Genomic DNA, 24,287 nt, shown 5'->3' on the forward strand with positions numbered 1-24,287 from the left:
GCCGATCCGTCAGGTGGCGGTTTCGCGCGGTCCGTGCAAGTCCGTCAAAACCGATCGCGCAGCGCATACCACGTCATGGCGAGAAACAGGAGCGGCGCCCGCAGCGCCGTGCCGCCGGGAAAGGCGGGTACCTTCAAGGCCTCGAGTTCCGCCAGCCGGTCGCGGTTTCCCGCCACGCGTTCGGCATAGAGGCGTCCGGTGAAGTGCGAGAGGAGGACGCCGTGACCCGAGAAGCCGCCGATCGCGGTCAACCCCGGTTCGGGCGAGGCGACATAGGGCATGCGCGTCATCGTCACCGCCACCGAGCCGCCCCAGGCATGGGTGATGCCGACATCCTTGAGGTGCGGATAGACGTCGGCGATCTGCGCCCGGATCTGCCCGGCAATGTCGCCCTCGGAGGAGGAATAGGCCTCGCGCCCGCCGAACAGCAGCCGCCCGTCGACGCTTTTGCGGAAGTAGCGCACCACGAAGCGCGAGTCGTCGGCCGCCTCGCCGCCGGGCAGCACGCGTTCGGGCTCGGCCAGCGGCTCGGTCGCGGCAATGAAGGAGCGGATCGGCATGACATGGGCGGCGTTCCGCCGGTTGAGCGTGCCGCCGTGACCGTTGGTGGCCAGAAGCGCGCGATCGGCCGTCACCGTGCCGAACGTGGTCTCGGCCCGGATGCGCCCGCCGACGCGACCGACGGAGGCGACCGGCGTCTCCTCGAACAGCAGCGCGCCGGCCGCAGCGGCGGCGCTGGCGGTGCCGACGAGGAGCTTCATCGGATGAATGTGCCCGGTGCCGGTGTCGTGCAGGCCGGCGAAGTAGGTCGAGGAGCCCAGGCGCGCGCTCGTCGCCTCCCGGTCGAGGAAGTTTATGGACGCATAGTCGTAGCGTTCGCGTAGGATCTGCGCATGGCGGCGGAAATCGTCGACGTAGCGGCGCTTGTGGGCGAGCGAGACCTGGCCCGGGCGGTAGTCGGCGTCGATGTCGTTCGCCGCCATCATCTCGTGGAGATGGGCCTTGGCGTCCTCAGCCAATGCGAAGAGCCGGCGGGCGCGCTCCAGCCCGACCTGGGGTTCGAGATCCTCCGGCCAGACGCGGTGTCCGGTGCCGAACTGGCCGCCGTTGCGCCCCGAGGCGCCGTCGCCGATGCGGGCGGTCTCGAGAAGACAGACGCGCACGCCGCTTTTGGCCAGATGCAGCGCCGCCGACAGGCCGGTATAGCCGCCGCCGACCACGAGAATGTCGACGTCGAGCGAGCCGTCGAGGCGTGGGTAGCGCGGCCGCTCGGACACGCTGTCCTCGTACCAGGAGCGGCCGGGCGAGATCGGGGACTGGTAGGGGGCGGGGCCGGTCACGGAGCGCCGTTTCTCAGACGTTCAGCAGCAGGAACTCGCGCTCCCATGGGCTGATGACCTGCATGAAGGTCTCGAACTCGCCCCGCTTGATGCCGGCATAGGTGCCCACGAACTCGCGGCTGAGAACCTCCTGGAAGGCCTCTTCGGCCTCGAAGGCGGCGACGGCCTCGAGCAGCCCGCGCGGCAGCGAGATCACGCCGTCCTCGTTCACGGTGCGGTCGGTCGGCTGGTCCGGCTCGATCGCGTTGACCATGCCGAGCCAGCCGCAGGCGAGCGAAGCGGCGAGTGCCAGATAGGGATTGGCGTCGGAGGAGGGCAGACGGTTCTCGACGCGTCGCGAGGAGGCGTCGGAGGAGGGGATGCGGAACGCGGTGGTGCGGTTGTCGTAGCCCCAGGCGTTGTTCGTCGGCGCCGACATGCCGTAGGTCAGGCGGCGGTAGGAGTTCACGTAGGGCGCCATCATGATGAGCGCCGCCGGCACGTAGCGCTGCATGCCGCCGATGAAGTTGTAGAACAGCGCCGAGGGCGAGCCGTCCTCGTTCGAGAAGACGTTGGCCCCGGTCTGGAGATCCACCACCGACTGGTGGATGTGCATGGCCGAGCCCGGCTGGCCCTGGATCGGCTTGGCCATGAAGGTGGCGTAGATGTCGTGCTTGAGCGCGGCCTCGCGGATCGTGCGCTTGAACATGAAGACCTGGTCGGCCAGCTCGATCGGGTCGCCGTGGCGAAGGTTGATCTCGAGCTGCGCCGCGCCGTCCTCGTGGATCAGCGTGTCGATCTCCAGGCCCTGCCGGTCGGAGAAGTGGTAGATGTCGTCGATCAGTTCGTCGAATTCGTTGACGCCGCCGATCGAGTAGGCCTGGCCCCCCGAGATCTGGCGCCCCGATCGCCCGATCGGTGGCGTCAGCGGATAGTCGGGATCGACGTTCTTGGAGACGAGGTAGAACTCGATCTCCGGCGCCACGATCGGCTGCCAGCCGCGATCCTCGTAGAGCTTCAGGACGCGTTTGAGGACGTTGCGCGGCGTGTAGCCGACGGCGGCGCCCGCCGTGTCGACGAGATCGCAGATCACCTGCGCCGTGGCGTCCGTCTCCCAGGGCACCTCCGACAGGGTGGAGAGATCGGGCACCAGCTTGAGGTCGCCGTCGTTCGGCGAATAGCGGAACTCGCCGGTCTCTTCCGGGTATTCGCCCGAGATCGTGTGCATGAACAGCGCCGAGGGCAGGGCCAGCGAGGTGTTGCCGGTGAACTTCTTGGCCGGCATCATCTTGCCGCGCGCCACGCCCGCGAGATCCGGCGTGATGCATTCGAGATCCTCGATGCCGCGGACCTTCAACCACTCGGCGGCCTCGGCCATCGAGCGCACGCCGCGCCGCCGGTCGAGGAAGGCGGGACGCTCGGGCTCGGCGCCGCGCGCGCGCGCCGGGGTCGTCCGGCCGTTTCCAACGCCGCCGATCTCTCCCGTCCGCCGCTTGGGCTTGTCGCGCTTGATCTTCGAACGCGCATTGGCGTCGAGCTTCGTCGGGCGGATACGGTCGGACATGCAATCCTGCTGGCGGTGGCGGTTGGGCGACCATAGCCTGTCGCCCGGCGCCGCGAAAGGCTGCGCTCAAGGGCTTTGCGGCGTGTGGCCGGCCGTTCGACGGCCGCAGCCTCCCTCGCGCGAGGGTGCGATGAAATTTCGATGACGGCGCGGCGCGGGCGGTTGACGCGGCGCGTCATTGAAATGACACGGAGCGGGCTATTGGAAACGAGGACCGTCGCGACGGCGGGGCACGGAGGCCGTGGAACCACGGCGGGACAGATGACCGACACCCAGCAGAAGACCAAGACCGCGGGCCTCGAGGACACGATGGCGCGGCCCGGCGCGGTGGCGCGCGCCGTCCAGTCGCTCGTCGATGGGGCCGAGCGGCTGAACCTCAAGCATGCCTCGCGCGGCAACCCGCCGGTCTATCCGACCGACGACTTCCCCTGGGCCCGCGAGGTCGAGAGCGAGTGGCATCTCATCCGCGCCGAACTCGACAAGGTCCTGGTGCGCAAGGGCGACCTGCCGGCCTTCCACGAGATCTCGTCCGAGGTCCGCTCGATCTCTTCGGACCAGAACTGGAAGACGTTCTTCCTCTGCGGCTACGGCATCAAGTCCGAGGAGGCGATCCGCCAGTGCCCCGAGACTTGGCGCATCCTCCAGAAGATCCCCGGCATGAAGTCGGCGATGTTCTCGATCTTCGAGCCCGGCAAGCACCTGCCGCCCCATCGCGGCCCCTATAACGGCGTCCTGCGCTTTCATCTCGGCCTCGTCGTGCCCGACCAGCCCGACAAGATCGGCATCCGCATCGCCGACGACACGCGCCACTGGGAAGAGGGCAAGGCGCTGATCTTCGACGACGCCTACGAGCACGAGGCCTGGAACCATTCGGACGGCGTGCGGGTCGTGCTCTTCGTCGACTTCGAGAAGCCGCTGAACTTTCCGGCCAACCTGACGAACAAGGCCGTGCTGAACCTCGCCGTCTTCACGCCCTTCATCCGCGAGGGCTACAAGGCCCACAAGGCCTGGGAGAAGATGTTCTACGGCGCCGGCCAGAAGCACCGTTGACGATGGACGAACCGGCCTCCTGGCGCGCCATGACCGTGGCCGACCTGCCGGCGGTGATGGCCATCGCCGACCGCGTCCATCCCGCGTTTCCAGAGGGCGAGGCGACGATCCTGGATCGGCTCGCGTTGTTCCCGCAGGGATGCCTCGTCCTCGAAGCCGTGGGAAGATCTGGCCCGTCCGGGATCGGAGGCTACGCCATCGCCTATCCGGCCCCGCTCTTCGCCCCGCCGCCGCTCGACACCGTCCTCGGCACGCTGCCCGCGTTGGCCGATTCGCTCTACGTCCACGACGTCGCGCTGCTGCCGGACTGGCGCGGCGGCGGACGTTCGGATGCGGGCATCCGCCTCCTCCTCGATCTCGCAGACGCGTTTCCCGCGGCGATGCTCGTCTCGGTCTACGGCACCGCGCCGTTCTGGGGCCGCTACGGCTTCGTTCCCAATGCCGATCCGCGGCTCGGCGACAAGCTCGCTACCTACGGCGAGGGAGCGGTTTTCATGGTGCGGGAGAGGGCGTCGTCGAGGCCGGATGGCGCAAAATTCGCCACGGTCTGAAAATCGGCAGCGGGGGCTAGGAATCGGAAGGTGGCTCGACAATAGTGCGTGGGAACGCCGCCGGCCGCTTGGCCGGGACAGGCCGATCCGAAAGGTGGACCGCATGAAGTTCCTTCCCGCATTCCTGGGCGCGGCGCTCGCGGCGACCGGCGCGCATTCGGCAGCGGCGCAGGAAAAGGTCCTCAACGTCTTCAACTGGTCGGACTACATCGACACATCGATCGTCGACGAGTTCACGAAGGAGACGGGAATCCGGGTCGTCTACGACACCTACGATTCCAACGAGATCCTCGAGACCCGGCTGCTTGCCGGCGGCAGCGGCTACGACATCGTGGTGCCCTCGGCCGAGTATCTGGCGCGCCAGATCGAGGCCGGGGTCTTCCAGAAGCTCGACCCCGCCAAGCTGCCTAACATGAAGAACATGTGGCCGCTCATCACCGAGCGCGTCGCCGCCTACGACCCCGGCAACGCCTATTCGGTCAACTACATGTGGGGCACCACCGGCGTCGGCTACAATCCGGCGAAGGTGAAGGCCATCCTGCCGGATGCGCCAGTCGACAGCTGGGCGCTGGTGTTCGACCCGAAGTTCGCCGAGCCGCTGTCGAAATGCGGCATCGACATGCTCGATGCGCCCGGCGAAATCATTCCCGCGGCGCTGCGCTATCTCGGGCTCGACCCCGATGCGCGCGATGCCGAGACGATCGGCAAGGCCGAAGCCCTTTTGATGAAGGTGCGTCCCTTCATCCGTCGCTTCCACTCCTCGGAATACATCAACGCCCTCGCCAATGGCGACATCTGCGTCGCCGTCGGGTTTTCGGGCGACATCTTCCAGGCGCGCGACCGCGCCAAGGAGGCCAATAACGGCGTCGAGGTCGCCTACGGCATTCCGAAGGAGGGCGCGATGATGTGGTTCGACCAGATGGCGATCCCCGCCGATGCGCCGCATGTCGCCGAAGCCCACCAGTTCATCGACTACATGATGCGCCCCGAGGTGATCGCGAAGGCCTCGAACTTCACCGTCTACGCCAACGGCAACCTCGCCTCGCAGCCGCTGCTCGATCCCGCGATCATCAGTGATCCCGCGATCTACCCCGATGCGGCGACGCTCGCGACGCTCTTCACCAAGAAGCCCTACGACGCCCGCTCGCAGCGTCTCGTCACGCGCGCCTTCACGAGCGTCAAGACGGGGCAATAATCGCTCGCTAGAAGAGGGGAGCGGGCGCTCGTGCGTCCGCTCTCGCCACGGGCGCGTATCGGGGATGGAATGGCAACGGCACTGAAGTCTCTCGGCAATATCCGCCGCTCCTTCGACCCCTGGAACGATCCCGCCGCTAAACCCCTCATCGAGTTCGACCGCGTCACCAAGCGCTTCGGCAATTTCACCGCCGTCGACGACCTGTCGCTGAAGATCTATGAGCGCGAGTTCTTCTCGCTGCTCGGGCCGTCCGGCTGCGGCAAGTCCACGCTGCTGCGCATGCTGGCGGGATTCGAGGAGCCCGGCGAGGGCGACATCCGGCTCGCCGGCGCCAGCCTTCGCGGCGTGCCGCCCTATCGCCGTCCGCTGAACATGATGTTCCAGTCCTACGCGCTCTTCCCGCATATGACCGTCGAGAAGAACATCGCGTTCGGCCTGCGCCAGGACGGCATGGCGCGCTCCGAGATCGACGCGCGTGTCGCCGAGATGCTGAAGCTCGTGAAGCTCGAATCCTTCGCGCGCCGCAAGCCCCAGCAGTTGTCGGGCGGCCAGCAGCAGCGCGTGGCGCTGGCGCGTTCGCTCGCCAAGCGGCCGAAGGTGCTCCTCCTCGACGAACCGCTCGGCGCGCTCGACAAGAAGCTGCGCGAGGAGACGCAGTTCGAGCTGATGGACCTCCAGCAGGAACTCGGCCTCACCTTCGTGATCGTCACGCACGATCAGGAGGAGGCGATGACCATGTCGGACCGCATCGCCGTGATGCGCGCCGGCAAGCTCTGCCAGGTCGCGACGCCCGCCGTGATCTACGAGGCGCCGTCCTCGCGCTACGTCGCCGATTTCGTCGGCAACGTCTCCCTGATCGAAGGAACGGTGGAAAGCGTGGCGAACGGCATCGTGCGGCTGGCCACCCCCGTCGGAACCATCGAGACCGAGAGCCAGGCGGAGGCCAAGCCCGGCATGACCGCCGCCTTCGCCATCCGGCCGGAGAAGATGCGCCTGTCGCGCACCGTGCCCGGCGATGTCGGCGTCAACGCGCTGCGCGGCACGGTCTGGGACATCGCCTATCTCGGCGACGTCACGCTCTTCAACGTCAAGCTCGAGAGCGGCGCGATCGTGCGCTCCACCGTCATCAACGCCGCGCGCGTCGCCGCCGAGCAGATCGGCTGGGACGAGGAGGTCTGGCTGACCTTCCCGCGCGATGCCGGCATGGTGCTCGTGCAATGAGCGGGCTCGCCGGCGGTCCCGTGCCTGCAACGCCCGCGCCGCCGGCGCCCGCACGCTCCGGCGGCGGCTGGTGGAAGGGCGTCGTCATCGGCGTGCCCTATCTCTGGCTCGCGGTCCTCTTCCTCGTGCCCTTCCTCATCGTCTTCAAGATCTCGCTGTCCGAGACGGCGATCGCGCAGCCGCCCTATCTGCCGGTTTTCGAATGGGGCAGCGTGTCGGGGCTGGTGGAGAGCGCGCGCGAGTTGAGCCTGCAGAGCTACAACTGGCTCGTCAGCGATCCGCTCTATATCAACGCCTATCTCTCGAGTCTGCGCATCGCCGCGATCTCGACGCTGCTGTCGCTGCTCGTCGCCTATCCGCTCGCCTATGCGATGGCCCGCGCCTCGAACCAACTGCGGCCGGTGCTGGTGATGATGACGATCCTGCCGTTCTGGACGAGCTTCCTGATCCGCGTCTATGCCTGGATCGGCATCCTGCGCAACGAGGGCTATCTCAACCAGTTCCTGCTCGGCACCGGACTGGTGTCCGCGCCCCTGCAGATCCTCAACACCAACATCGCCGTCTATATCGGCATCGTCTATTCCTACCTGCCTTTCATGGTGCTGCCGATCTACGCCAGCCTCGAGCGGATGGACCGGCGCCTGCTGGAAGCCGCCGAGGATCTCGGCTGCACGCCGGTGCGCGCCTTTTGGAGCGTCACCTTCCCGCTGTCGCTGCCGGGGGTGCTGGCCGGCGCCTTCCTCGTCTTCATTCCGGCGGTCGGCGAGTTCGTGATCCCCGACCTTCTCGGCGGGTCGGAAACGCTGATGATCGGCAAGACCTTGTGGGACGAGTTCTTCGCCAATCGCGACTGGCCGGTGGCCTCGGCGGTGGCGGTGATCCTGCTCCTCATCCTCGTGGTGCCGATCGCGCTGTTCCAGCGCATCCAGGCCAAGACCGTCTGAGGAGAACCGCATGGGCCGGGGCCTGACACCCTTCAACATCCTGTCGCTGACGCTCGGCTTCGCGTTCCTTTACGTGCCGATCGTGCTCCTGGTGGTCTACTCCTTCAACGCCTCGCAGCTCGTCACCGTCTGGGGCGGTTTCTCGACGCGCTGGTACGGGCAGTTGATGGAGAACCGGCTGTTTCTCGACGCCGCCTGGGTGACGCTGCGGGTCGCCTTCGTCTCGGCCTGCGCCGCGACGGTGCTGGGAACGCTCGCCGCCATGGCGCTGGTGCGCCACGCGCGGTTTCCGGGCCGGCTCCTGTTTTCGGGCATGGTCTTCGCCCCGCTCGTCATGCCCGAGGTCATCACGGGCCTGTCGCTGCTGCTGCTCTTCGTCGCCATCGGTTTCGACCGCGGCTTCTGGACCGTGACGCTGGCGCACACGACGTTCACCATGTGCTTCGTCGCGGTGGTCGTGCAGTCGCGGCTCGTCTCGTTCGACCGCTCGCTGGAAGAGGCCGCGCAGGATCTCGGCTGTCCGCCGGCCAAGGCCTTCCTGCTGATCACCCTGCCGGTGATCTGGCCGGCCGTCGCCGCCGGCTGGATCCTCGCCTTCACCCTGTCGCTCGACGATCTCGTGATCTCGTCCTTCACGGCGGGACCGGGATCGACCACCCTGCCGATGCGCATCTACAGCCAGGTCCGGCTCGGCGTGACGCCGGAGATCAACGCGATCTCCACCATCCTCATCGGCGTCGTCTCGGTCGGGGTTGTCGCCGCCTCGATCCTCACGCGGCGGCAGGAGCGGCGCCGCGTACGCGACGAGCGTCTCGCCGCGGAAGCCGCCTGACGGCCGGTCTCTCGGCCCTCTGGAGCCGATCCGACGAGCATGGGTTCGCCAAATCGGCTTTCGGTTCCTGTTTGCCGCATTGTCGGTACATGAAAGCCGGCTCGGCTTTCACAGGAAATGATCTATCGGGACGCGCCGGCTGCGGCCGCGTGCGCGGCCTCGATCGCATCGAACGTCGCGCCCATCGCGGCACCCAGCGGATCGGCCGGCGCTTCGGCGGCGACGCGCAGATAATCGAGCGCCTCGAGATCGGCAAACGCCCCGACGAGCGCCATGCGCAGGCGCGGATCGCGGATCGGCGCTCCCGCGCCGACGAGCCGCGGCCGGATCTCGGCGAGGCGCACGAGCACGGGACGGCCGGGAGCCGGGGGCGCGATGCTGCCGGTGACGAGACCCGCATCGACATCCGATCCGACCGTTTCGGCGGGCGCCATCTGGCCGGCCGCCGTCGCCGCCGCGGTCAGGGCATCGACCGCCGCCAGAATGTCGGCCTCGCTGGCGAGCGGGCGTTCTGTCGGGCTGGCGAGCGGCGGCAGGTCGGGATCGATGCTGCTCTCCGAAATCAGTGTCTCGCCGGTTCCCTCGCGATGGGCCATCAGCATGGGCGGGCCCATCGGCTCGCGGTCCGGAAGCCCGACGCTGGAGCGCAGCGTCTGCGACACCACGGCCGGATCGGGACGGTCGGCGGGGGCAGCCATCGGCACGGGAACGGGCTTCAGCGCCGTGAACGCGGCGGCGAGGCTGACGCTTGCGGCGCGGCGCTGCGTGTCGAGGTTAACACTGCGACGGTCGCTCGCGACGCCGATCGTGTCGGCCTGGCGCCGCAGCACCGTCAGGTAATTGTCGATGCCCCCGCAGAGGAAGGGCGAGGGCTTCTGCGTCAGGAAGTCGGCGAGATCCTCGCGGATGCGCGCGGCGACCCAGCGCGTGTTGGCATCGCTCGGCCCGGCCGTGCGGCCGGCCCGGCGCGCCAGCGACGCGGCGCTGCGGAGCGCGGCGGTCTCGGCGACGCTACGCGGGCGCGGGGCCGGCGCGAAGATCAGCTGCCCGGGCAGCGCAGCTGCGATGGGCTCCGCCGACATCGCCGGCGCCGGAGCGGGCGATCCCATCGCCGCCTTCATCTGCGCATAGGGCCCCGCCAGAATGCCGGCGAAGCTCGCGTGGAAGTCGGCCGCGCAGGCGGCGGGGCTGCGGCGAGACGCGGTCTTGGCCGGGGCGACTTCGACGGTGCTGAGCGAGCGGCGCGCCGTCTCTTCCGGGCCGACGCGCGTCACCGACGAGGCAGCGGCCGGCGACGCGAGGGCGCCGGTAAGGGCGGTCGCGGCCAGCGCGAACGCCGCGAATGCGGCAAGGCGAGGCGAGAAGGCGCCGTTGCGGGCTTGGGTCGATGCCATGATCGGCTCCGTTCCGGGACAAGGCGGATGCCGCGGCGAGGGCGCCCGTCAGATCGGCTTGGCCTGCGGACCGACGGTCATCACGGGCTCCGGCCACTGGCCCTTGAGTGTGAAGCCGATGGGTTGCGATGTGGTGAACGAATCGTCAGTACCTGACGCCTCGGCGGTTGAGCGGTGGAATTGTCCGCCGAGTTCGAGGTCGGCCGTGCGCACGTCGTAGACGCCGCTGCCCTTCGCCTCGCCGCCGGCCATGGCGATCGACAGCGTGTCGAGGCGCAGCTTCGTGCCGAGGGTCCGCGCTTCGAGAAGCAGCCTGTCGAAGGGCTGCGCGGTGCCGCTCGCGGCCATGTTCACGGGATGGGCGCCGACCCGCGCCAGCAGGCTGGAATCGAGGCCGCGCAGCGTGCCGTCGGAGACGCGCAGCGTTAGCTCCCCCCGGTTTCCGGCCAGGATCTCACCCCAGTTCGTGGCCGGCGCGCGCAAGGTCAGGTCGGCATCGGCGAGCCCGGTGGCGAGCGGCAGCGTTCCATCCACGAGAGACGAGAAATCCCCGGCGCGAACCCCGCGAAGGCTACCCGAAACCGTCACGGCCGGCCGGGCGAGGCGGGCGTCGAGGGCCACGCGCATCTCGCCGCGCCCGCCGAAGATCGACATGTCGCCAATGTCGATCGTTCCGACGCCCCCGGCAAGCTTCACCGTGGCGGCGACGTTGGCGGCATTGGCGCGGCCGAGGGTCGCTTCCGAGGCCGAGAGGCGGAGGTCGAGGTCGAGGCCGCGAACGAGGTCGGTGCGCAGCGGCCGCTGGAGATCGAGCAGCGTGCGAGGTGCCGGGGCGATCGCCTGCGTCAGCATGGCGAAGTCCATCTGGTCGAAGGCCAGCGTCCCCGAGACCGACGGCCGGCGCTGGCCGGACCCGGTGATCGCCTCCAGCGCACCGCGCGCGCTGTTGCCGCCGAAATCGAGCTTGGCGGATCCGAGGGTGATGCGATCCTGCAGCATCTGGATCTGCGTCTCGATCGTGAAGCTGCCGAAGTCGGGAAGATTGACCTGCGTATCGCCAAGCCAGCGCAGGGCGCGCGACAGCGAGGGAGCGCTCACCCGCAGCGCACCGCCGAGCTGCAGCGATTCGCCGGCCGCGCCCTGGCCGACGAACGCCGCCTCGATCGAGGGGGAGGTGAGGCCGAGATGCACCGGGCTCTGCGTGCCCGCGAAGAACAGGAGCGGCGTTTCGATCCGCGCGTCGAGCTCGGTCGGCTGGCCGTTCCAGACGTAAGTGCCCGACAGCTTGGCGGGGGTCGTACCCCCGGCCCAGGCGAAGGCGAGGTTGGCGTTCGAGATGCCGCGCCCGTCGGGCAGCCGGAACAGGCCGTCGCGGATGCGCAGTTCGCGAAGGCCCTCGAAGCGGGCGAGGAACGTGCGCGTCAGTCCGGACGCGGCCCGCGCATCGACGGCGACGGGCGCCGGGATGGGCGGCGGCGGGGATCCGGCATCCGGTTCGACCAGCGGGGCTAGCGCATCGCCGACCCGCACGATCTCCGGCCGGATGAGGGTGACGCGCTCGATCTCGGCGCCGCCCAGCATGGCGCGCAGGAGATCGAAGTCGGCTTCCACCCGGTCGATGTCCAGCGCGGCGGCGTCGATCCGGTCGCTCTCGCCGATCCGCACGTCGGTGAGGGTGATGCGGGCGCGCGGGAAGAGCGAGAAGCTGGCATTGCCGTCGACATGGACCGGGCTGCCGGTCAGGCGCGACAGCCTCGCCTCGATATCCTCGCGCGCGCTCGGCAGCGCCAGCGACAGCGAGGAGACGAGAAGCACGGCACCGGTGACGATGAGGGCGAGTGCGAGCCCGGCCGCGACCGCGCGCTTCTTCAAGCGCCCCTTCAGGCCCCGTCGTGGCGGAGGCGAGGTGGCCGGGATGGGCGCGTCGATCAATCGTTCATCCTTCGAAGCACGGCCGGTGGCCGGCTTGTATCGTATGGGAATGGCGGTCCGCCCGGCGAAACGCAAGCCGCGCGTTCGGGGCCTGCGCGACCCTTGCCATGAGATTGCGCCGCGTCCGAGGCGCTCGCAAGGCGTGTCCCTTCGGCTCGTCCAAGTGGATGTGCTTTGTCCGAAGCAAGATCGGGCAGCGGCGCGGTTAGTCCAGACGCTCGGTCTCGCCCTGCAGGAGCGAGCGGGTGAGCAGCACCACCGGCAGGATGCCGACCGCGACGATGAGAAGGGCGGCGATGGCGCCGTCCTCGAAGGCGGCGCGCGAGGCCTGCGCGTAGACGAAGGTCGCGAGCGTGTCGAAGTCGAAAGGGCGCAGCAGGATCGTCGCGGAGAGCTCCTTCGCCGCCTCGACGAAGACGAGGAGGAACGCGGTGAGGACGGCCGGGCGCATCAGGGGCAGCAGCACGGCGCGCAGCGTTCCACCGGGGCCGCGGCCCAGCGTGCGGGCGGCCATGTCGAGATGGGGCGAGAGCTTGGCGAAGCCGCTTTCGAGCGAGCCGTGGCCCATCGCCATGAAGCGCGCGGTACAGGCGAAGACGATGGCAAAGCCGGAGCCCGACAGGAGCAGCCCGGTGGAGATGCCGAAATGCTGGCGCAGGAGCGCGTCGAGCGCGTTGTCGAAGGTGGCGAGCGGGATGAGGATGCCGATCGCCAGCACCGTGCCGGGAATGGCGTAGCCGAGCGCGCCGAGGCGGGCGGCGTTTTCGAGCGTGCGGTCGCGCGTGAGGCGCGTGCCGTAGGCGAGGAGGAAGCCGATCGTGACTGTGGCGACGCCCGTCAGCCCGGCGATCGCCACCGTATGCCAAAGCGCCCGCCAGAGCGCGGGTTCGCCGAGATCGCCGAGGCGCTTCATCGCGTAGCCGCCGAGGACGATGAGCGGGATGCCGAAGCCCGACAGGATCGGCAGGACGCAGACGAGGACGGCGGCCGCTGCCGGCAGTCCCCTCAGCGGCTCCAGCCGCGAGCGCACGGGATCGGCCCGCGTTCCGGCGAAGCGCTGGCGACGGCGCGCGAAGCGCTCGGCCCACACGAGAAGGACGATGACGCCGAGCATGAGAAGCGCGATCTGCGTGGCGCCTTCGAGGTCGCCGCGGTTCAGCCAGGTCGAATAGACGGCGAAGGTCAGGGTCTGGACGCCGAGAAATTCCACCGCGCCGATGTCGTTGACCGTCTCCATCAGGGCGAGCGCCACGCCGACCGCGAGCGCGGGCCGCGCCATCGGCAGGAGCACGGCGAGGAAGATGCGCAGGCGCCCAGCACCAAGCGTGCGCGCCACATCCGCGGCCTTGCGGCCCTGCATCAGGAAGACCATCCGCGTCGTCAGGAAGACATAGGGGTAGAGCACCGAGGACAGGACGAGGATCGCGCCGCCGAGCGAGCGGATGTCGGGAAACCAGTAGTCGGCGCGCGAGCGAAAGCCGAAGATCGAGCGCAGCACCGTCTGCACCGGCCCGACGAAGTGGAACATCTCGTTGAAGCAATAGGCCGCGATGTAGGTGGGCACCGCCAGCGGCAGCACGAGCGCCCAGGCGAGCACGCGGCGGCCGGGAAAGTCGAAGCTCGTCGTGAGCCAGGCGGTCAGCGTTCCGAAGATGCCGGTGACGAGGGCGACCCCCAGCATCAGTTCGAGCGTCACCAGCCCCGAACGGGGCAGGATGGTCTGCGAGAGACGCAGGAAATTGGCCGGCGAGCCCGACAGGGCGATGACGCCGAGCGAGACGACGGGCAGCGCGACGAGCGCCGCCAGAACCAGCGCGAGAACGAGGAACGGCCGCTCCGCCCTGCCGCGCCGCGCCGCCAGCCGCGTCGATGCGCCGTCGATGGGGCGGGCATCGCTCATCGGCGGGCTCCGCCACGAAGCGATGTGGAAACGCCGAGAAGCGCCCGGCCCACTGGGGACCGGACGCTGCAGCCGACTAAAAATGAAGCCGGGCGAGTCGCGCGGGAAGCGGCGACCGATGGAATGATCAGGACTTCGGACCCTCGTCGAAGCGCACCTCGTCGATGAGAGCGGACGCCTTGGCGCGGTTGGCGGCGATCTCGTCGAGCGACAGCGTGTCGGGCTTCAGCTCGCCGAAAGCCTTCACCACGGCGGAGGTCTCGACGCCCGGCTTCAGCGGGTATTCGTAGTTGATCTCCGAATAGATCCGCTGCGCCTCGTCGGTGGTGAGGAATTCCATCAGCTTCACCGCGTTGTCGCGGTTCGGCGCGTTCTTGGCGAGGCCCATGCCGGAAATGTTGACGTGGGTGCCGCCGCCCTCAAACGTCGGCATGACGACCTTGATGGCCTTCGCCCACTCCTTCTGCTCCGGCTCCTTCTCGTTGGTCTGCATCAGGCCGACATAGTAGGTATTGCCGATGGCGATGTCGCACTGACCGGAGGCGATGTTGCGCGCCTGATCGCGGTCGCCGCCCTCGGGCGCCGTCGCCAGATTGTCGCGAAGGCCGGTGAGCCAGGTCTTCGTCTTCTCTTCGCCGTGATGGGCGAGGAAGGCCGCGACCAGCGCCACGTTGTACTGGTGCTGGCCCGAGCGAATGCAGATCTTGCCCTTCCACTTGGGGTCGGCGAGGCTCTCGTAGGTGATCCCGTCCGCGCCGACGCGATCCGTCGAGGCGTAGACGACGCGGGCGCGGGCGGTGACGCCGAACCAGTCCTTCTCCTTGTCGCGGAAGGTCGCGGGAATGTCGCGCTCGACGATCTCGTCGCTCAAGGGCTGCAGGATGCCGGCCTGCTTGGCGGCATCGAGGCGGCCGATGTCGACGGTGAGGATGACGTCGGCGGGCGAATTGGCGCCTTCGGCCTTCACACGCTCTTCCAGACCCTTCTCGATGAAGATCGTCGCCGTGGTGAGGCCCGTCTCCTTCGTGAAGGCGTCGAGCAGCGGCTGGATGAGGGCCGGCTGGCGCGAGGAATAGATGTTCACGTCGGCGGCCATCGCCGAGGTGGACGCCAGCGCGCTCATCGTCACCAGCGCGAGGGCGCCGCGTCGCAGGAAGGTCGGGGTCATCGTCAGGGATCTCCGATCGTCGGGCGCATCGGCTGTCGGCGCGCCGGGGGCGGAGCCAGGTAGCGGCTCCGTTCGAGCGACCGCGGATAGTTGCCGCCCGCAGTCATCTTTCCGATGACGGATTTCGACCATGAAGGCAAGTGTTGAATCCAGTAACGATCGCTTCATCGAAAAGAATGGAACGGTTCCAAACTGCGGTTTGACGCTCGATGATTGCAAAATCATAAGTAGAATGAAGTATCAGTCGGCCAGAACGCGCTGCGCCGGAAAAGTGATCTCGACGAGCGTCCCCTCGCCGGGGGTCGAGGCGATGGAGAAGAGGGCGCGGTTGGCCTCGGCCATCGCCTTCGTCAGCGGCAGGCCGAGACCGGTGCCTTCGCCTCGCCCGCGCGTGCCGGCATTGACCTGCTGGAACGGCGTCAGGGCGATCTCGATCTCGCGGTCGGTCATGCCGATGCCGGAGTCGCGAAAGCGCAGCGTCACCTCGCCCTCGTTGCCGTAATGGGTCGAGGCGATGATCTGGCCGCCGGCCGGGGTGAAGCGCACGGCATTGGCGATGAGGTTGAGGGCGATCTGGCGCACCGAGCGCCGGTCCGCCACCACGGGGGGCACCGAGGCCGGCAGGACCGAGCGGACGATGACGCGCTCGCGGTTGGCCTGTGGCTGCATCAGCGACACGACCTCGGCGACGACGTCGTTCAGCGACACCGACTCGAAGGCCAGTTCCACCTTGCCGGCCTCGATCTTCGAGATGTCGAGGAGATCGTTGACGAGGTCGAGCACGTGGTGGCCGGAGCGCTTGATGTCGCCGAGATATTCCAGATAGCGCTCGTGGCCGATCGGCCCGAAGCATTCGGAGGCCATGACGTCGGCGAAGCCGATGATGGCGTTGAGCGGCGTGCGCAGCTCGTGGCTGATATTGGCGAGGAACCGGCTCTTGTGCAGGCTGGCATCCTCGGCCTGCTGGCGCGCCGTCACGAGGTCGGTCTCGGCATGCTTCCACTGCGCGATGTCGCGGATCACCACGCACCAGCCGCGCCCGTCGGCGAGGCGCCCGAGCGTGACGAAGAGCGGGATCGTGGCGCTTCCCTCGCTCACCCGCGCCGAGACCTCGCGGCCGTCGTTGAGGATCGAGGCCAGCCCGTCGTCGCGAAGCATCTCGATGTAGTCGAGCGCCGTCTTGCGGCTGTCGGGGGCGAGAAGATCGGCGAAGGGGACCCCGAGATATTGCTCGGGCTTCAATCCGAACAGGGCCTCGGCGGCGCCGTTCATCTTGCGCAGGCGCTCGGCTCCGTCGAGGAGCAGGATGCCGTCGGTCGCGGTGTCGAGCACGGCCTGCAATTCGTCGCGCTCGTTCTCGAGGTCGGCGACCTCGCGCCCGAGCTGGGCCTCGCCCGCGGTCTCTACGGTCGGAAACGACATCATCAGGCAGGAGCGGCCTGCGAAGGCAACGCGCTGCAGGTGCAGGCGGGCGCGCTGGCGCTGGCCGTCGGCGCGCACCAGCACGGCTTCCGAGTCGCTCTCGTCGACGCCGCAGGAGGCGACGAGATGGTCGATGCCGCCGGCATCTTCCAGCGCGTCGAGATCGACATAGCCGGTCAGCGCGAAGAAGCGACGGTTGGCGAAGACGAGCCGTTCCTGCATCTGCACGAGCACGGCGAGCGGCAGCGCGTCGAGCATGTCCTCCAGCTCATGCGCGGCGACGAAGGCCTGCGAGTCCTCGTGATCCTCGCTTGCGTCCTGTGCGTGGGTGGTGGCCTCCAGCGCCTCCGCCGGCAGCGGGGCCGCCGGCGGTGCGATTGCCGGTTGCTGCGCGGGTGCGGGCAGGCCGGCGGCAGCGGCGGCTGCGGCCTTGGCAACGCCGAGTTCGGCGCCGATCGCCCGGAAGGCGGCTTCCTCGGCGCTCGACAGCGCGCCTTCGCGCGGCCGGCGGCGGTCGTCGAGCTGGATGATCGCTGGGGCGCTCGGCGGCTCCGGCCGGCGGCCGAAGCTTCCCGGTGCCTCGGCGGCGATGCGGTGGAGCTTGATGCCGCCGGCCTCGGTGGCTTCCGGGGGGGCGGCCTCGTCCTCGGCAGGAGAGGCGTTCGTGGGCGCGGTGCTTCCGGCGTCGGCCGCCGGAGCGACGGGCGCGGCGAGAACGAGCCCGAGCGCGTCGGGATCCTCGACCGCCTCGGCCGGGCGCACCACCCCGAAGCCTCGGAACCCTTCGAAGGCGCGGTCGCGGCTGTAGATTGGCAGCGCCGCGAGATCGACGGGCGCGCGGCGATCGGTTCCCTCAATCGGCCAGAGGATCGAGCGACCGGACCAGGTGTCGCGCCGTGCCAGAAGGCGGCCGATGTCGCCGCGCTCGTCGAAGCCGTAGACGGTGGCGACGTCCGAGAAGGAGCGCCCGATGACCGCCGCGCTGCTCGGGCCGACGGCCAGCGCGAATTCGGGCGAGAAGGACGAGAAGCAACCTTCGGCGTCGATCTGCCAGACGAAGCGCGACGGCTCGGCGGTGAGATCGGCGGCGAAGGCCGTCAGGGCCGAAGCCGTCTCGGCGGGCGGCTCGATCGCCATCGGTTCGGGCTCGTCCGGCGCACCGGACAACGCCGCGGCCGGTAAATGGGCATCTTCATCCGCGATCGGCAGCGCGGGGGTGGACGCGGCGTCCTCGTCCGATGTCATCTCGCCCGCCAAAACCTGGCCTTCGCCCTGCACGCCCAGGTCGAGATGCACGAGAACCAGCCCGTCGGCGACGGTCGCGAAGGCGAGCGCCCCGAACTCGTCCTCGACCCGCAGGCGCTCTTCGCCCGATCCGAGGAACTCCTGCCCCTGCGCAGCCAGAAGCGGGCGCTCTTCCGCGGGCAAAGACGCGGTGCCGGCGACGAACCCGTCGCGCGCGACGATGCAGGCCAGCGCATCACCGAGCCCGGATTCGGCGAGGAGCCGTTCGGCCAGCTGGAGCCGGGTTTCGGACGGGGCGGTGTCGAGCCGCACGGTGAGGAGCGCCAGCGGCGTCTCGAACCCCGCCAGCCGCTCGAGCCGGGCCAGCACCGCGCGGCCCATGCCGGCCGTCGCCGGGCGCAGCAGCAGCTGCGTGCGCCCCTTCGCGGCCAACGTCTCGGCCGCCGTCCCAATCTGCCGCATCACAGTGCCGTCGAACATGTCGGGCCCGGCCAGAAGAGCGTGCCCGGCACCATTGGCCCACACCACGCTGGCGAGATCGGACGAAAGCACCGCAATCGCCGAACCGAGGGCGTTCGCCGTGCGAATGGCTTCGATGGCCATGAGGTCGAGGAAAGCGGGAATGGCGAGGACTCCGGCGCGGCGGCAATGCAGTTACCGGAATGTTAATAAGGTCTTGGGTCGCGTTAATCCAGAACCAGAGGCCGGCGGGCGCCGCCCGGCTGTCCGAAGGGTTAACCCCTCTTGGCGGCCGGCACCTTTCGGCCGATCAAACTGGCGAGAACTTGTCGCAACCAAGACGCGGAATCGATGTTAGGCTGGCAATGCCGATGCGCTTCGAAAGGATGAAGACATGTCCGATACCGAGAATTTCAACAGCAGCGATCCGGCCCGCGAGGCCTACGACACAGCGCAGAAGACCTTTGAGAAGATGACCGATCCGGCGGCGATGCGTGACGCGCAGGCCGCAATGGGCCTCGATCCCGCAAAGATGACGGAAGCCTTCCGCACCATGACCGAGCGGTCGATGGAGCAGTCGAAGGAAGCCTATGCGCGGATGAAGACCGCGTCCGACCAGGCGACGAAGACGCTCGAATCGACGCTGGAAAACGTTCACAGCGGTTCCCTGACGCTCTCCAAGCGCGCCATCGAGGGCATGCGGGCGCAGGCCGAGATGAATTACGCCCATCTCGAAAAGCTCGCGTCGGCGCGCTCCATGGCCGAGATCATCGAGATGCAGACGAGCTTCGTGCGGCGCCAGATCGAAATGGTGACGGATCAGGCCAAGGACATGCAGCAGATGTCGCAGTCCGTGGCCAAGGACGTGATGCAGCCGGCGCGCGACGCCGCCAAGAAGACGAACGGCCAGGACGCCTTCTGACCACCGGCCCGTCGGGCCTACGAAAAAGGGGCGGCCCGATCCGAGGTCGCCCCTTGCCATACCCCGCGAAAAATCATATTGCGGGGTCCTCGGCGGCACCCCCGCCCGGATGCGGTTGTAGCTCAGTTGGTTAGAGCGTTGGATTGTGGCTCCAGAGGTCGGCGGTTCGAACCCGCCCAACCGTACCATTGCCACTCCTTGTCATCGTCATGATGTAGCCCTCGTCTGTGAGCGCTGTGATGTTGCGCAGGGTACTGGCACATCAAAGTTTGATCCCCTCTGACGTCCGCGTTGTCCCTGCAACGGGGATCGGCGGCGCCTGAATGACGTTTCGCACGGCTTGCCGTCGTGCGTTCGCACGCCATCTGTGGTGGCCCTTTATTCAGCAGGATCTGCCCATGCGCCGTCTCGTTCCCGCCCTCATCACCTTGCTCGTTCTCGCCGGTTGCAGCGACGAGGCGCAAACGCCGGCCGTGGTGACCACCGCGCCAGCGACCACGACCACGACCACGACCACGACCACGACCGAGCAGCAGGCGCGCGAGGCCGGCGATGCGTTGCGCGATGCCGGTCGCGAGGTGGGCGAGGCCGCGAGTTCGGCGGCCACCGATGTCGGCAATGCGGCGGCGCCTGCCGTGCAGCGTGCGAAGGAGGCAGGGTCGCAGGCTCTGGACGCCACCCGCAACGGGCTCAACGATCTCGCGAAGGGCGCGGCCTGCCAGACGGCGCGGGGCGCCAACGATGCCGTAGGCATCGCTGCCAACTGCTGATCGCCTCGCGCCCGCCACCCGCGCGCCGCCCGGATCAGAACAGGTCGCCCTGTACGGTCTCGGCCTCCATGCGCCTGGCCCGTCGGGCCGTCCGCGCCGGTTTGGCGGTCGGCGCCTCCGGCGCTTCGCCCGTCACGTCGAGGGCGAGCGCAGGTCGTTTGTGGCCGCGCGCGAACTCGATCTCGAAGCGCGAGCCCGGCACGAGATCCTCGGCGCGGGTGATCGGCACGTCGCCGGCGCCCCGCACGATCGCGTAGCCGCGCTCCAGCACCTGCCGTGGGTCGAGGCTCGCGGCCATCCGCCACGATCCTGACAGCGCCGAGCGCCGACGCTCCAGAAGCGCGGCGGCGGCGCGGTCGAGCCGGTCGGCCGTCGTCTCCAGCCGATGCCGGGCCTGATCGCTGCGGGCGGCGACAATGTTGGGCCGGAAGGCAGAGCCGAGCCGGTCGAGCGTGTGGCGACGGCGGGCCAGCCCCGCCTCCATCGCGTGCAGCGTGCGCGAATCGGCATGGCGGAGATCGGCGTGCTTATCGCGCAGGGCCGCTTCGAGGCGCGAGGGTGAGAGCTGCGCGCCGGCATCGGCCAACAGGCGACGACGATCCGACAGGAGGATGCGCAGCGAGCGGCCGAGACCGGCGTCGGCCTCGTCGAGCCGGCGACGCGGCATGGCGAGCAGCGTGTCGGCCGAGGGCAGGGCCCGCGCCAGCGCGGCGACGGTGCGGCGCTCGGCCTGCAGCCCGCGCGAGATCGCGGCGCCCGCCCGCGCATCCATCGCCGCCAGCGTCGCCACGAGATCGGCGCGCACGGGCACCGCCATTTCGGCCGCGCCGGTCGGCGTCGGCGCGCGACGGTCGGCGGCGTGGTCGATCAGCGTCCAGTCGGTCTCGTGCCCGACCGCCGAGATCAGCGGGATCGCGGAGGCCGCGGCGGCGCGCACTACCGCCTCGTCGTTGAAGCTCCAGAGATCCTCGAGGCTGCCGCCGCCGCGCGCCACGATCAGGACGTCCGGGCGCGGCAGCTTGCCGCCGGGCCCGATGGCGTTGAAGCCCTCGATGGCCGCGACGACTTCGGCCGCGGCGGTGTCGCCCTGCACCCGCACCGGCCAGACGAGGAGATGCAGCGGGAAGCGGTCGGAGATTCGGTGGCGGATGTCGCGGATCACGGCGCCGGTCGGCGAGGTGACGACGCCGACGACGCGCGGCATGAAGGGCAGGGGGCGCTTGCGCGCCTCGGCGAACAGGCCCTCGGCCTCCAGCCGGACCTTGCGCTCGTTGAGAAGCGCCATGAGCGCGCCGGCGCCGGCCGGCTCCATCGCCTCGATGACGATCTGGTATTTCGACGAGCCGGGAAAGGTCGTCAGCTTGCCGGTGACGATGACCTCCAGCCCCTCCTCGGGCTTGAACGCGAGTTTGGTGAAACTCGTGCGCCAGACCACGGCCTCCAGCCGCGAGCGATCGTCCTTCAGCGCGAAATAGGCGTGGCCCGACGAGTGCGGCCCGCGATAACCGGAGATCTCGCCGCGCACCCGCACATGGCCATAGGTCTCCTCGACGGTGCGCTTCAGCGCGCCGGAGATCTCGCTGACGGAATATTCCGCAACGTTGGTATCGGCCGGCGCGTTCGTTTCGCTCGACGAAGGGGCTGCGCGAAGACGGCTCATCGCCAAGGCCCTACCAGCCGGCCGCGCCGACGCCGGGGCGAAGGCGCTGCGAGCGGATCATCCGCGTTTCGGGAAGGCGGCTCGAACTCTGCGCCGGAGAGACGGGCGCAAGATTCTGCAGGCTCTCGCGGATGTGCTCGACGAGCGCCGAGATCACCGGCGTGTTGGTATTGCGCCCGCGCATGACCGCGATCTCGGCGTCTTCGAGGCGCGGGAAGCCGTCTGCCTCGCCGAGCACCCGCATGCCCGGACGCAGCGCGCATTCCGGCAGCACGCTGACGGCCAGCCCGGCGAGCACGGCGGACGTGACGATCTGCGCCGACCAGGACGTGAAGAGGATGCGATGCGGTCGCCCGATCCGGTTGAGCGCGTCGACGCCCTGGCGTCGCCAGGCGCAATCCTGCCGGCCGATCGCCAGGGGCAGGATCGCTTCCTCATGCACCGAATGCGAGGCGGAGGTGACGAAGTGCAGGGGCTCGCGCCGGACGATCTCCGACCAGGCGCTCGTCTTCGAGGGGCAGACGAGCGCCACGTCGAGATGCCCCTTGTCGATGTGGTCGATGAGGCTCGACGTCGTCTCGCAGGCGATCTGCAACTCGACGCGCGGATTGGAGCGCACGAAGCGCGCCATGATCTCGGGCAGGAACCGCTCGGCATAGTCGTCGGGCAGGCCAATGCGCACGTGGCCCTCGATCGTCTCCTCGTCGAAGGCCGACAGAGTTTCCTGGCTGAGCGACAGCATACGGCGCGCGTAGGTGAGAAGGCGCCCGCCGGCATCCGTCAGCTTCACCGCTCGGCCGGAGCGCTCGAAGAGATCGGTGCCCAGACGCTCCTCGAGCCGGCGCACCTGCATCGAGACAGCGGACTGCGTCTTGAACACCTCTTCGGCCGCGCGCGTGAAGCTGCCGGTGTCGACGATGGCGACGAAGGTGCGGAGCTGGTCGAGATCGAGCGGATTGGCCATCGGTTTCATCCATCGTATCCGGTGATGACGATCATAAGAAACATTCGTTGGTCTGATCCGTCAAGGCGATCTATCTCCATCTTCGTCAAGCCCAGCACGAGGCTGCATCGCCGCCGGACATGCCGTCCGCCGGAACGCCTCCGCTTTGTCTGACACCCCGTATGGCGCTCGAAAGGAGAAACGGCCATGACGCTTGCTCAGAAGATCCCGGCAACCCGGACCACCGAAACCCTCGCCCCGACGTTCGGCGCGGGCATTTCGGCCCTTCGCGCGATCGTCCGGACCTTTCTCAACCGCCGCGCCGCCTATCGCGTATCGGAACTGCCGGACTACCTGCTCACCGATATCGGCCTGAAGCGGGACGACGTGCACGACGCGATGCATGCCGACTGGCGCGAGGATCCAACCTTCAAGATGGCGATGGCGGCGGCCCGGCGCCGGCGCCAGAGCGGCAAGGTCGCCTGATCCATCGTTTTGGTGAATGATCGAGACCGCGGAGGATACCTCTTCCGCGGTCTCTTTGCGTCGGCGGATGCTAGGCGTTCTCGCGTGCGGCGCCGGCGAGTTCGCCGGTGCGGCTGGCGAGGATCTTGTCGACCCGTCGTCCGTCGAGATCCACCACCTCGAAGCGCCACGCGCCGTACTGGATGGATTCGCCGACTTCCGGGATATGGCCGAACTGGTGCAGGATGAAGCCAGCGAAGGTCTCGTAGTCGCGCTCTTCCGGCAGCTTGGCGTCGGTCAGCGTGCGCTCGACGTCGTCGATCGGCATGCCGGCGTCGATGAGATAAGAACCGTCGTCGCGGCGCACGGCCGAATAGTCGTCGCTCGATCCTTCCGGCAGCGAGCCGGCGATCGAGGCGAGGATGTCGGTCGGCGTCACCACGCCTTCGAACGACCCGTATTCGTCGAGCACGATCGCCATGTGGATGTTGGCCGAGCGAAAGCGATCGAGCAGCTTGAGAACCGGCATGGTCTCGTTGATGTAGAGCGGCTCGCGCACCGCCGAGCGAATGTCGATGCTGCCGGTGCGCCGGTACTGTTCGAGCAGTTCCTTGGCCTGGACGACGCCGACGAGATCGTCGATATCCTCGGAGGCCACGGGAAAGCGCGAGTGCCCGCTCTGGTGGATTTCGTCGAGGATGGCGTCGGGTTCATCGACGAGCGAGATCCAGGCGACGTCGGGGCGCGGCACCATGATCGAGCGCACGTTGCGATCGGCGATGCGAAGTACGCCCTCGATCATCTCGCGCTCCTTCTCCTCGAAGACGCCCGACTCCGTGCCTTCCGCGATCATCGCCTTGACCTCTTCCTCGGTCACGGCGTTCTCGTTGGCCTTACCGGCGCCCACCAGTTTGCCCACGACCTCGGTTGAGACGCGCAGGAACCAGACGATGGGCAGGCCGACCTTGGCGAGGATGCGCATCGGCGAGGAGACGAAGCAGGCGATGGCTTCGGGGTTCGCCATGGCGAAGCGCTTGGGCACCAGCTCGCCGACGATCAACGAGAAATACGTGATCAGCACGACCACGACGCCGAAGGACAGGCCCTGCGCATAGGGTCCGACGATCGGAAGCTGTTCGAGGACGGCGGCCACCGGGCCGGCGAAGGCCGAGGCGCCGAAGGCGCCGGCGAAGATGCCGACGAGCGTGATGCCGACCTGAACGGTGGACAGGAAGCTCGTGGGATCGTCGATCAGCTTGAGCGCCCCGGCTGCGCCCCGCTTGCCGTTCTGGGCCATCTGCTGCAACCGCGAGCGGCGGGAGGACACCACC

At 68.6% G+C, this 24,287-nt stretch carries 19 protein-coding genes and 1 tRNA gene; 10 read left to right on the forward strand and 10 right to left on the reverse strand.

The features are described 5' to 3' along the window. Positions 1 to 44 precede the first annotated feature (44 nt). Positions 45 to 1,340 (reverse strand): FAD-binding oxidoreductase, encoded by a 1,296-nt coding sequence (locus AUL33_RS09295; RefSeq protein ID WP_062206868.1) that lies wholly within the window; start codon positions 1,338 to 1,340, stop codon positions 45 to 47. Between the two features lie 13 nt (positions 1,341 to 1,353). Beyond that, positions 1,354 to 2,883 carry a glutamine synthetase family protein gene (locus AUL33_RS09300; RefSeq protein WP_062206870.1) on the reverse strand — a complete coding sequence of 510 codons (1,530 nt, stop codon included), beginning with the start codon at positions 2,881 to 2,883 and terminating at the stop codon, positions 1,354 to 1,356. Positions 2,884 to 3,144: 261 nt separating this feature from the next. On the opposite strand from AUL33_RS09300, the gene AUL33_RS09305 reads away from it, so the two are divergent. From AUL33_RS09305 to AUL33_RS09330, 6 genes are all read left to right on the forward strand, one after another. After that, positions 3,145 to 3,933: an aspartyl/asparaginyl beta-hydroxylase domain-containing protein gene (locus AUL33_RS09305; protein WP_062206872.1), complete on the forward strand. Its 789-nt coding sequence runs from the start codon at positions 3,145 to 3,147 to the stop codon at positions 3,931 to 3,933. Between the two features lie 2 nt (positions 3,934 to 3,935). Beyond that, entirely contained in the window at positions 3,936 to 4,484 is a 549-nt protein-coding gene (locus AUL33_RS09310; protein ID WP_062206874.1) for a hypothetical protein, read from the forward strand. A 103-nt stretch (positions 4,485 to 4,587) separates the two neighbouring features. Further along, positions 4,588 to 5,679, forward strand: coding sequence for a polyamine ABC transporter substrate-binding protein (locus AUL33_RS09315; protein ID WP_062206876.1), 1,092 nt, complete (start codon positions 4,588 to 4,590; stop codon positions 5,677 to 5,679). A gap of 81 nt (positions 5,680 to 5,760) precedes the next feature. After that, positions 5,761 to 6,900: an ABC transporter ATP-binding protein gene (locus tag AUL33_RS09320; RefSeq protein WP_062206927.1), complete on the forward strand. Its 1,140-nt coding sequence runs from the start codon at positions 5,761 to 5,763 to the stop codon at positions 6,898 to 6,900. After that, a complete protein-coding gene (locus AUL33_RS09325; protein ID WP_082652466.1) occupies positions 6,897 to 7,844 on the forward strand; it encodes an ABC transporter permease subunit in 948 nt (315 codons plus the stop codon). Before AUL33_RS09320 ends, AUL33_RS09325 begins: the two co-directional genes overlap by 4 nt. A 10-nt stretch (positions 7,845 to 7,854) precedes the next feature. Continuing rightward, positions 7,855 to 8,676 (forward strand): ABC transporter permease, encoded by an 822-nt coding sequence (locus tag AUL33_RS09330; RefSeq protein WP_062206878.1) that lies wholly within the window; start codon positions 7,855 to 7,857, stop codon positions 8,674 to 8,676. 122 nt (positions 8,677 to 8,798) lie between these two features. On the opposite strand, the gene AUL33_RS09335 is transcribed toward AUL33_RS09330, so the two are convergent. From AUL33_RS09335 to AUL33_RS09355, 5 genes are all read right to left on the reverse strand, one after another. Then, positions 8,799 to 10,070 (reverse strand): hypothetical protein, encoded by a 1,272-nt coding sequence (locus tag AUL33_RS09335; RefSeq protein ID WP_062206880.1) that lies wholly within the window; start codon positions 10,068 to 10,070, stop codon positions 8,799 to 8,801. 48 nt (positions 10,071 to 10,118) lie between these two features. Continuing rightward, a complete protein-coding gene (locus tag AUL33_RS09340; protein ID WP_062206882.1) occupies positions 10,119 to 12,002 on the reverse strand; it encodes an AsmA-like C-terminal region-containing protein in 1,884 nt (627 codons plus the stop codon). A 205-nt stretch (positions 12,003 to 12,207) separates the two neighbouring features. Continuing rightward, positions 12,208 to 13,902, reverse strand: coding sequence for an iron ABC transporter permease (locus AUL33_RS09345; protein ID WP_062206883.1), 1,695 nt, complete (start codon positions 13,900 to 13,902; stop codon positions 12,208 to 12,210). A gap of 127 nt (positions 13,903 to 14,029) precedes the next feature. Beyond that, positions 14,030 to 15,070, reverse strand: a complete 1,041-nt coding sequence (locus AUL33_RS09350) for a Fe(3+) ABC transporter substrate-binding protein (RefSeq protein WP_062206885.1) — start codon at positions 15,068 to 15,070, stop codon at positions 14,030 to 14,032. 240 nt (positions 15,071 to 15,310) lie between these two features. Beyond that, positions 15,311 to 18,340, reverse strand: coding sequence for a histidine kinase dimerization/phospho-acceptor domain-containing protein (locus AUL33_RS09355; protein ID WP_062206887.1), 3,030 nt, complete (start codon positions 18,338 to 18,340; stop codon positions 15,311 to 15,313). A 250-nt stretch (positions 18,341 to 18,590) separates the two neighbouring features. Here AUL33_RS09355 and AUL33_RS09360 point away from each other — a divergent pair, with 250 nt between their 5' ends. The 3 genes from AUL33_RS09360 to AUL33_RS09370 all read left to right on the forward strand — a co-directional run bounded on the left by AUL33_RS09360 (position 18,591) and on the right by AUL33_RS09370 (position 19,888). Then, positions 18,591 to 19,118, forward strand: coding sequence for a phasin family protein (locus tag AUL33_RS09360; RefSeq protein ID WP_062206889.1), 528 nt, complete (start codon positions 18,591 to 18,593; stop codon positions 19,116 to 19,118). Between the two features lie 111 nt (positions 19,119 to 19,229). Beyond that, positions 19,230 to 19,306, forward strand: a tRNA-His gene (locus tag AUL33_RS09365). Positions 19,307 to 19,516: 210 nt separating this feature from the next. Further along, the gene (locus AUL33_RS09370) at positions 19,517 to 19,888 is read left to right on the forward strand and encodes a hypothetical protein (RefSeq protein ID WP_062206891.1); all 372 of its coding nucleotides are present in this window, start codon (positions 19,517 to 19,519) and stop codon (positions 19,886 to 19,888) included. 34 nt (positions 19,889 to 19,922) lie between these two features. On the opposite strand, the gene xseA is transcribed toward AUL33_RS09370, so the two are convergent. Both xseA and AUL33_RS09380 read right to left on the reverse strand, forming a co-directional pair. Then, the gene (gene xseA, locus AUL33_RS09375) at positions 19,923 to 21,548 is read right to left on the reverse strand and encodes an exodeoxyribonuclease VII large subunit (RefSeq protein ID WP_062206892.1); all 1,626 of its coding nucleotides are present in this window, start codon (positions 21,546 to 21,548) and stop codon (positions 19,923 to 19,925) included. A 10-nt stretch (positions 21,549 to 21,558) separates the two neighbouring features. Further along, entirely contained in the window at positions 21,559 to 22,512 is a 954-nt protein-coding gene (locus tag AUL33_RS09380) for a LysR family transcriptional regulator (RefSeq protein ID WP_062206931.1), read from the reverse strand. A gap of 186 nt (positions 22,513 to 22,698) precedes the next feature. Between AUL33_RS09380 and AUL33_RS09385 the strand changes: the two genes are divergently transcribed. Further along, positions 22,699 to 22,977, forward strand: coding sequence for a hypothetical protein (locus AUL33_RS09385; RefSeq protein WP_062206894.1), 279 nt, complete (start codon positions 22,699 to 22,701; stop codon positions 22,975 to 22,977). 70 nt (positions 22,978 to 23,047) lie between these two features. Here AUL33_RS09385 and AUL33_RS09390 read toward each other — a convergent pair. After that, positions 23,048 to 24,287 (reverse strand): hemolysin family protein (locus tag AUL33_RS09390; RefSeq protein ID WP_062206896.1); only part of this gene is annotated, 1,240 nt, incomplete at its 5' end.

This window comes from Aureimonas sp. AU12, assembly GCF_001463705.1.
GTDB lineage: Bacteria > Pseudomonadota > Alphaproteobacteria > Rhizobiales > Rhizobiaceae > Aureimonas.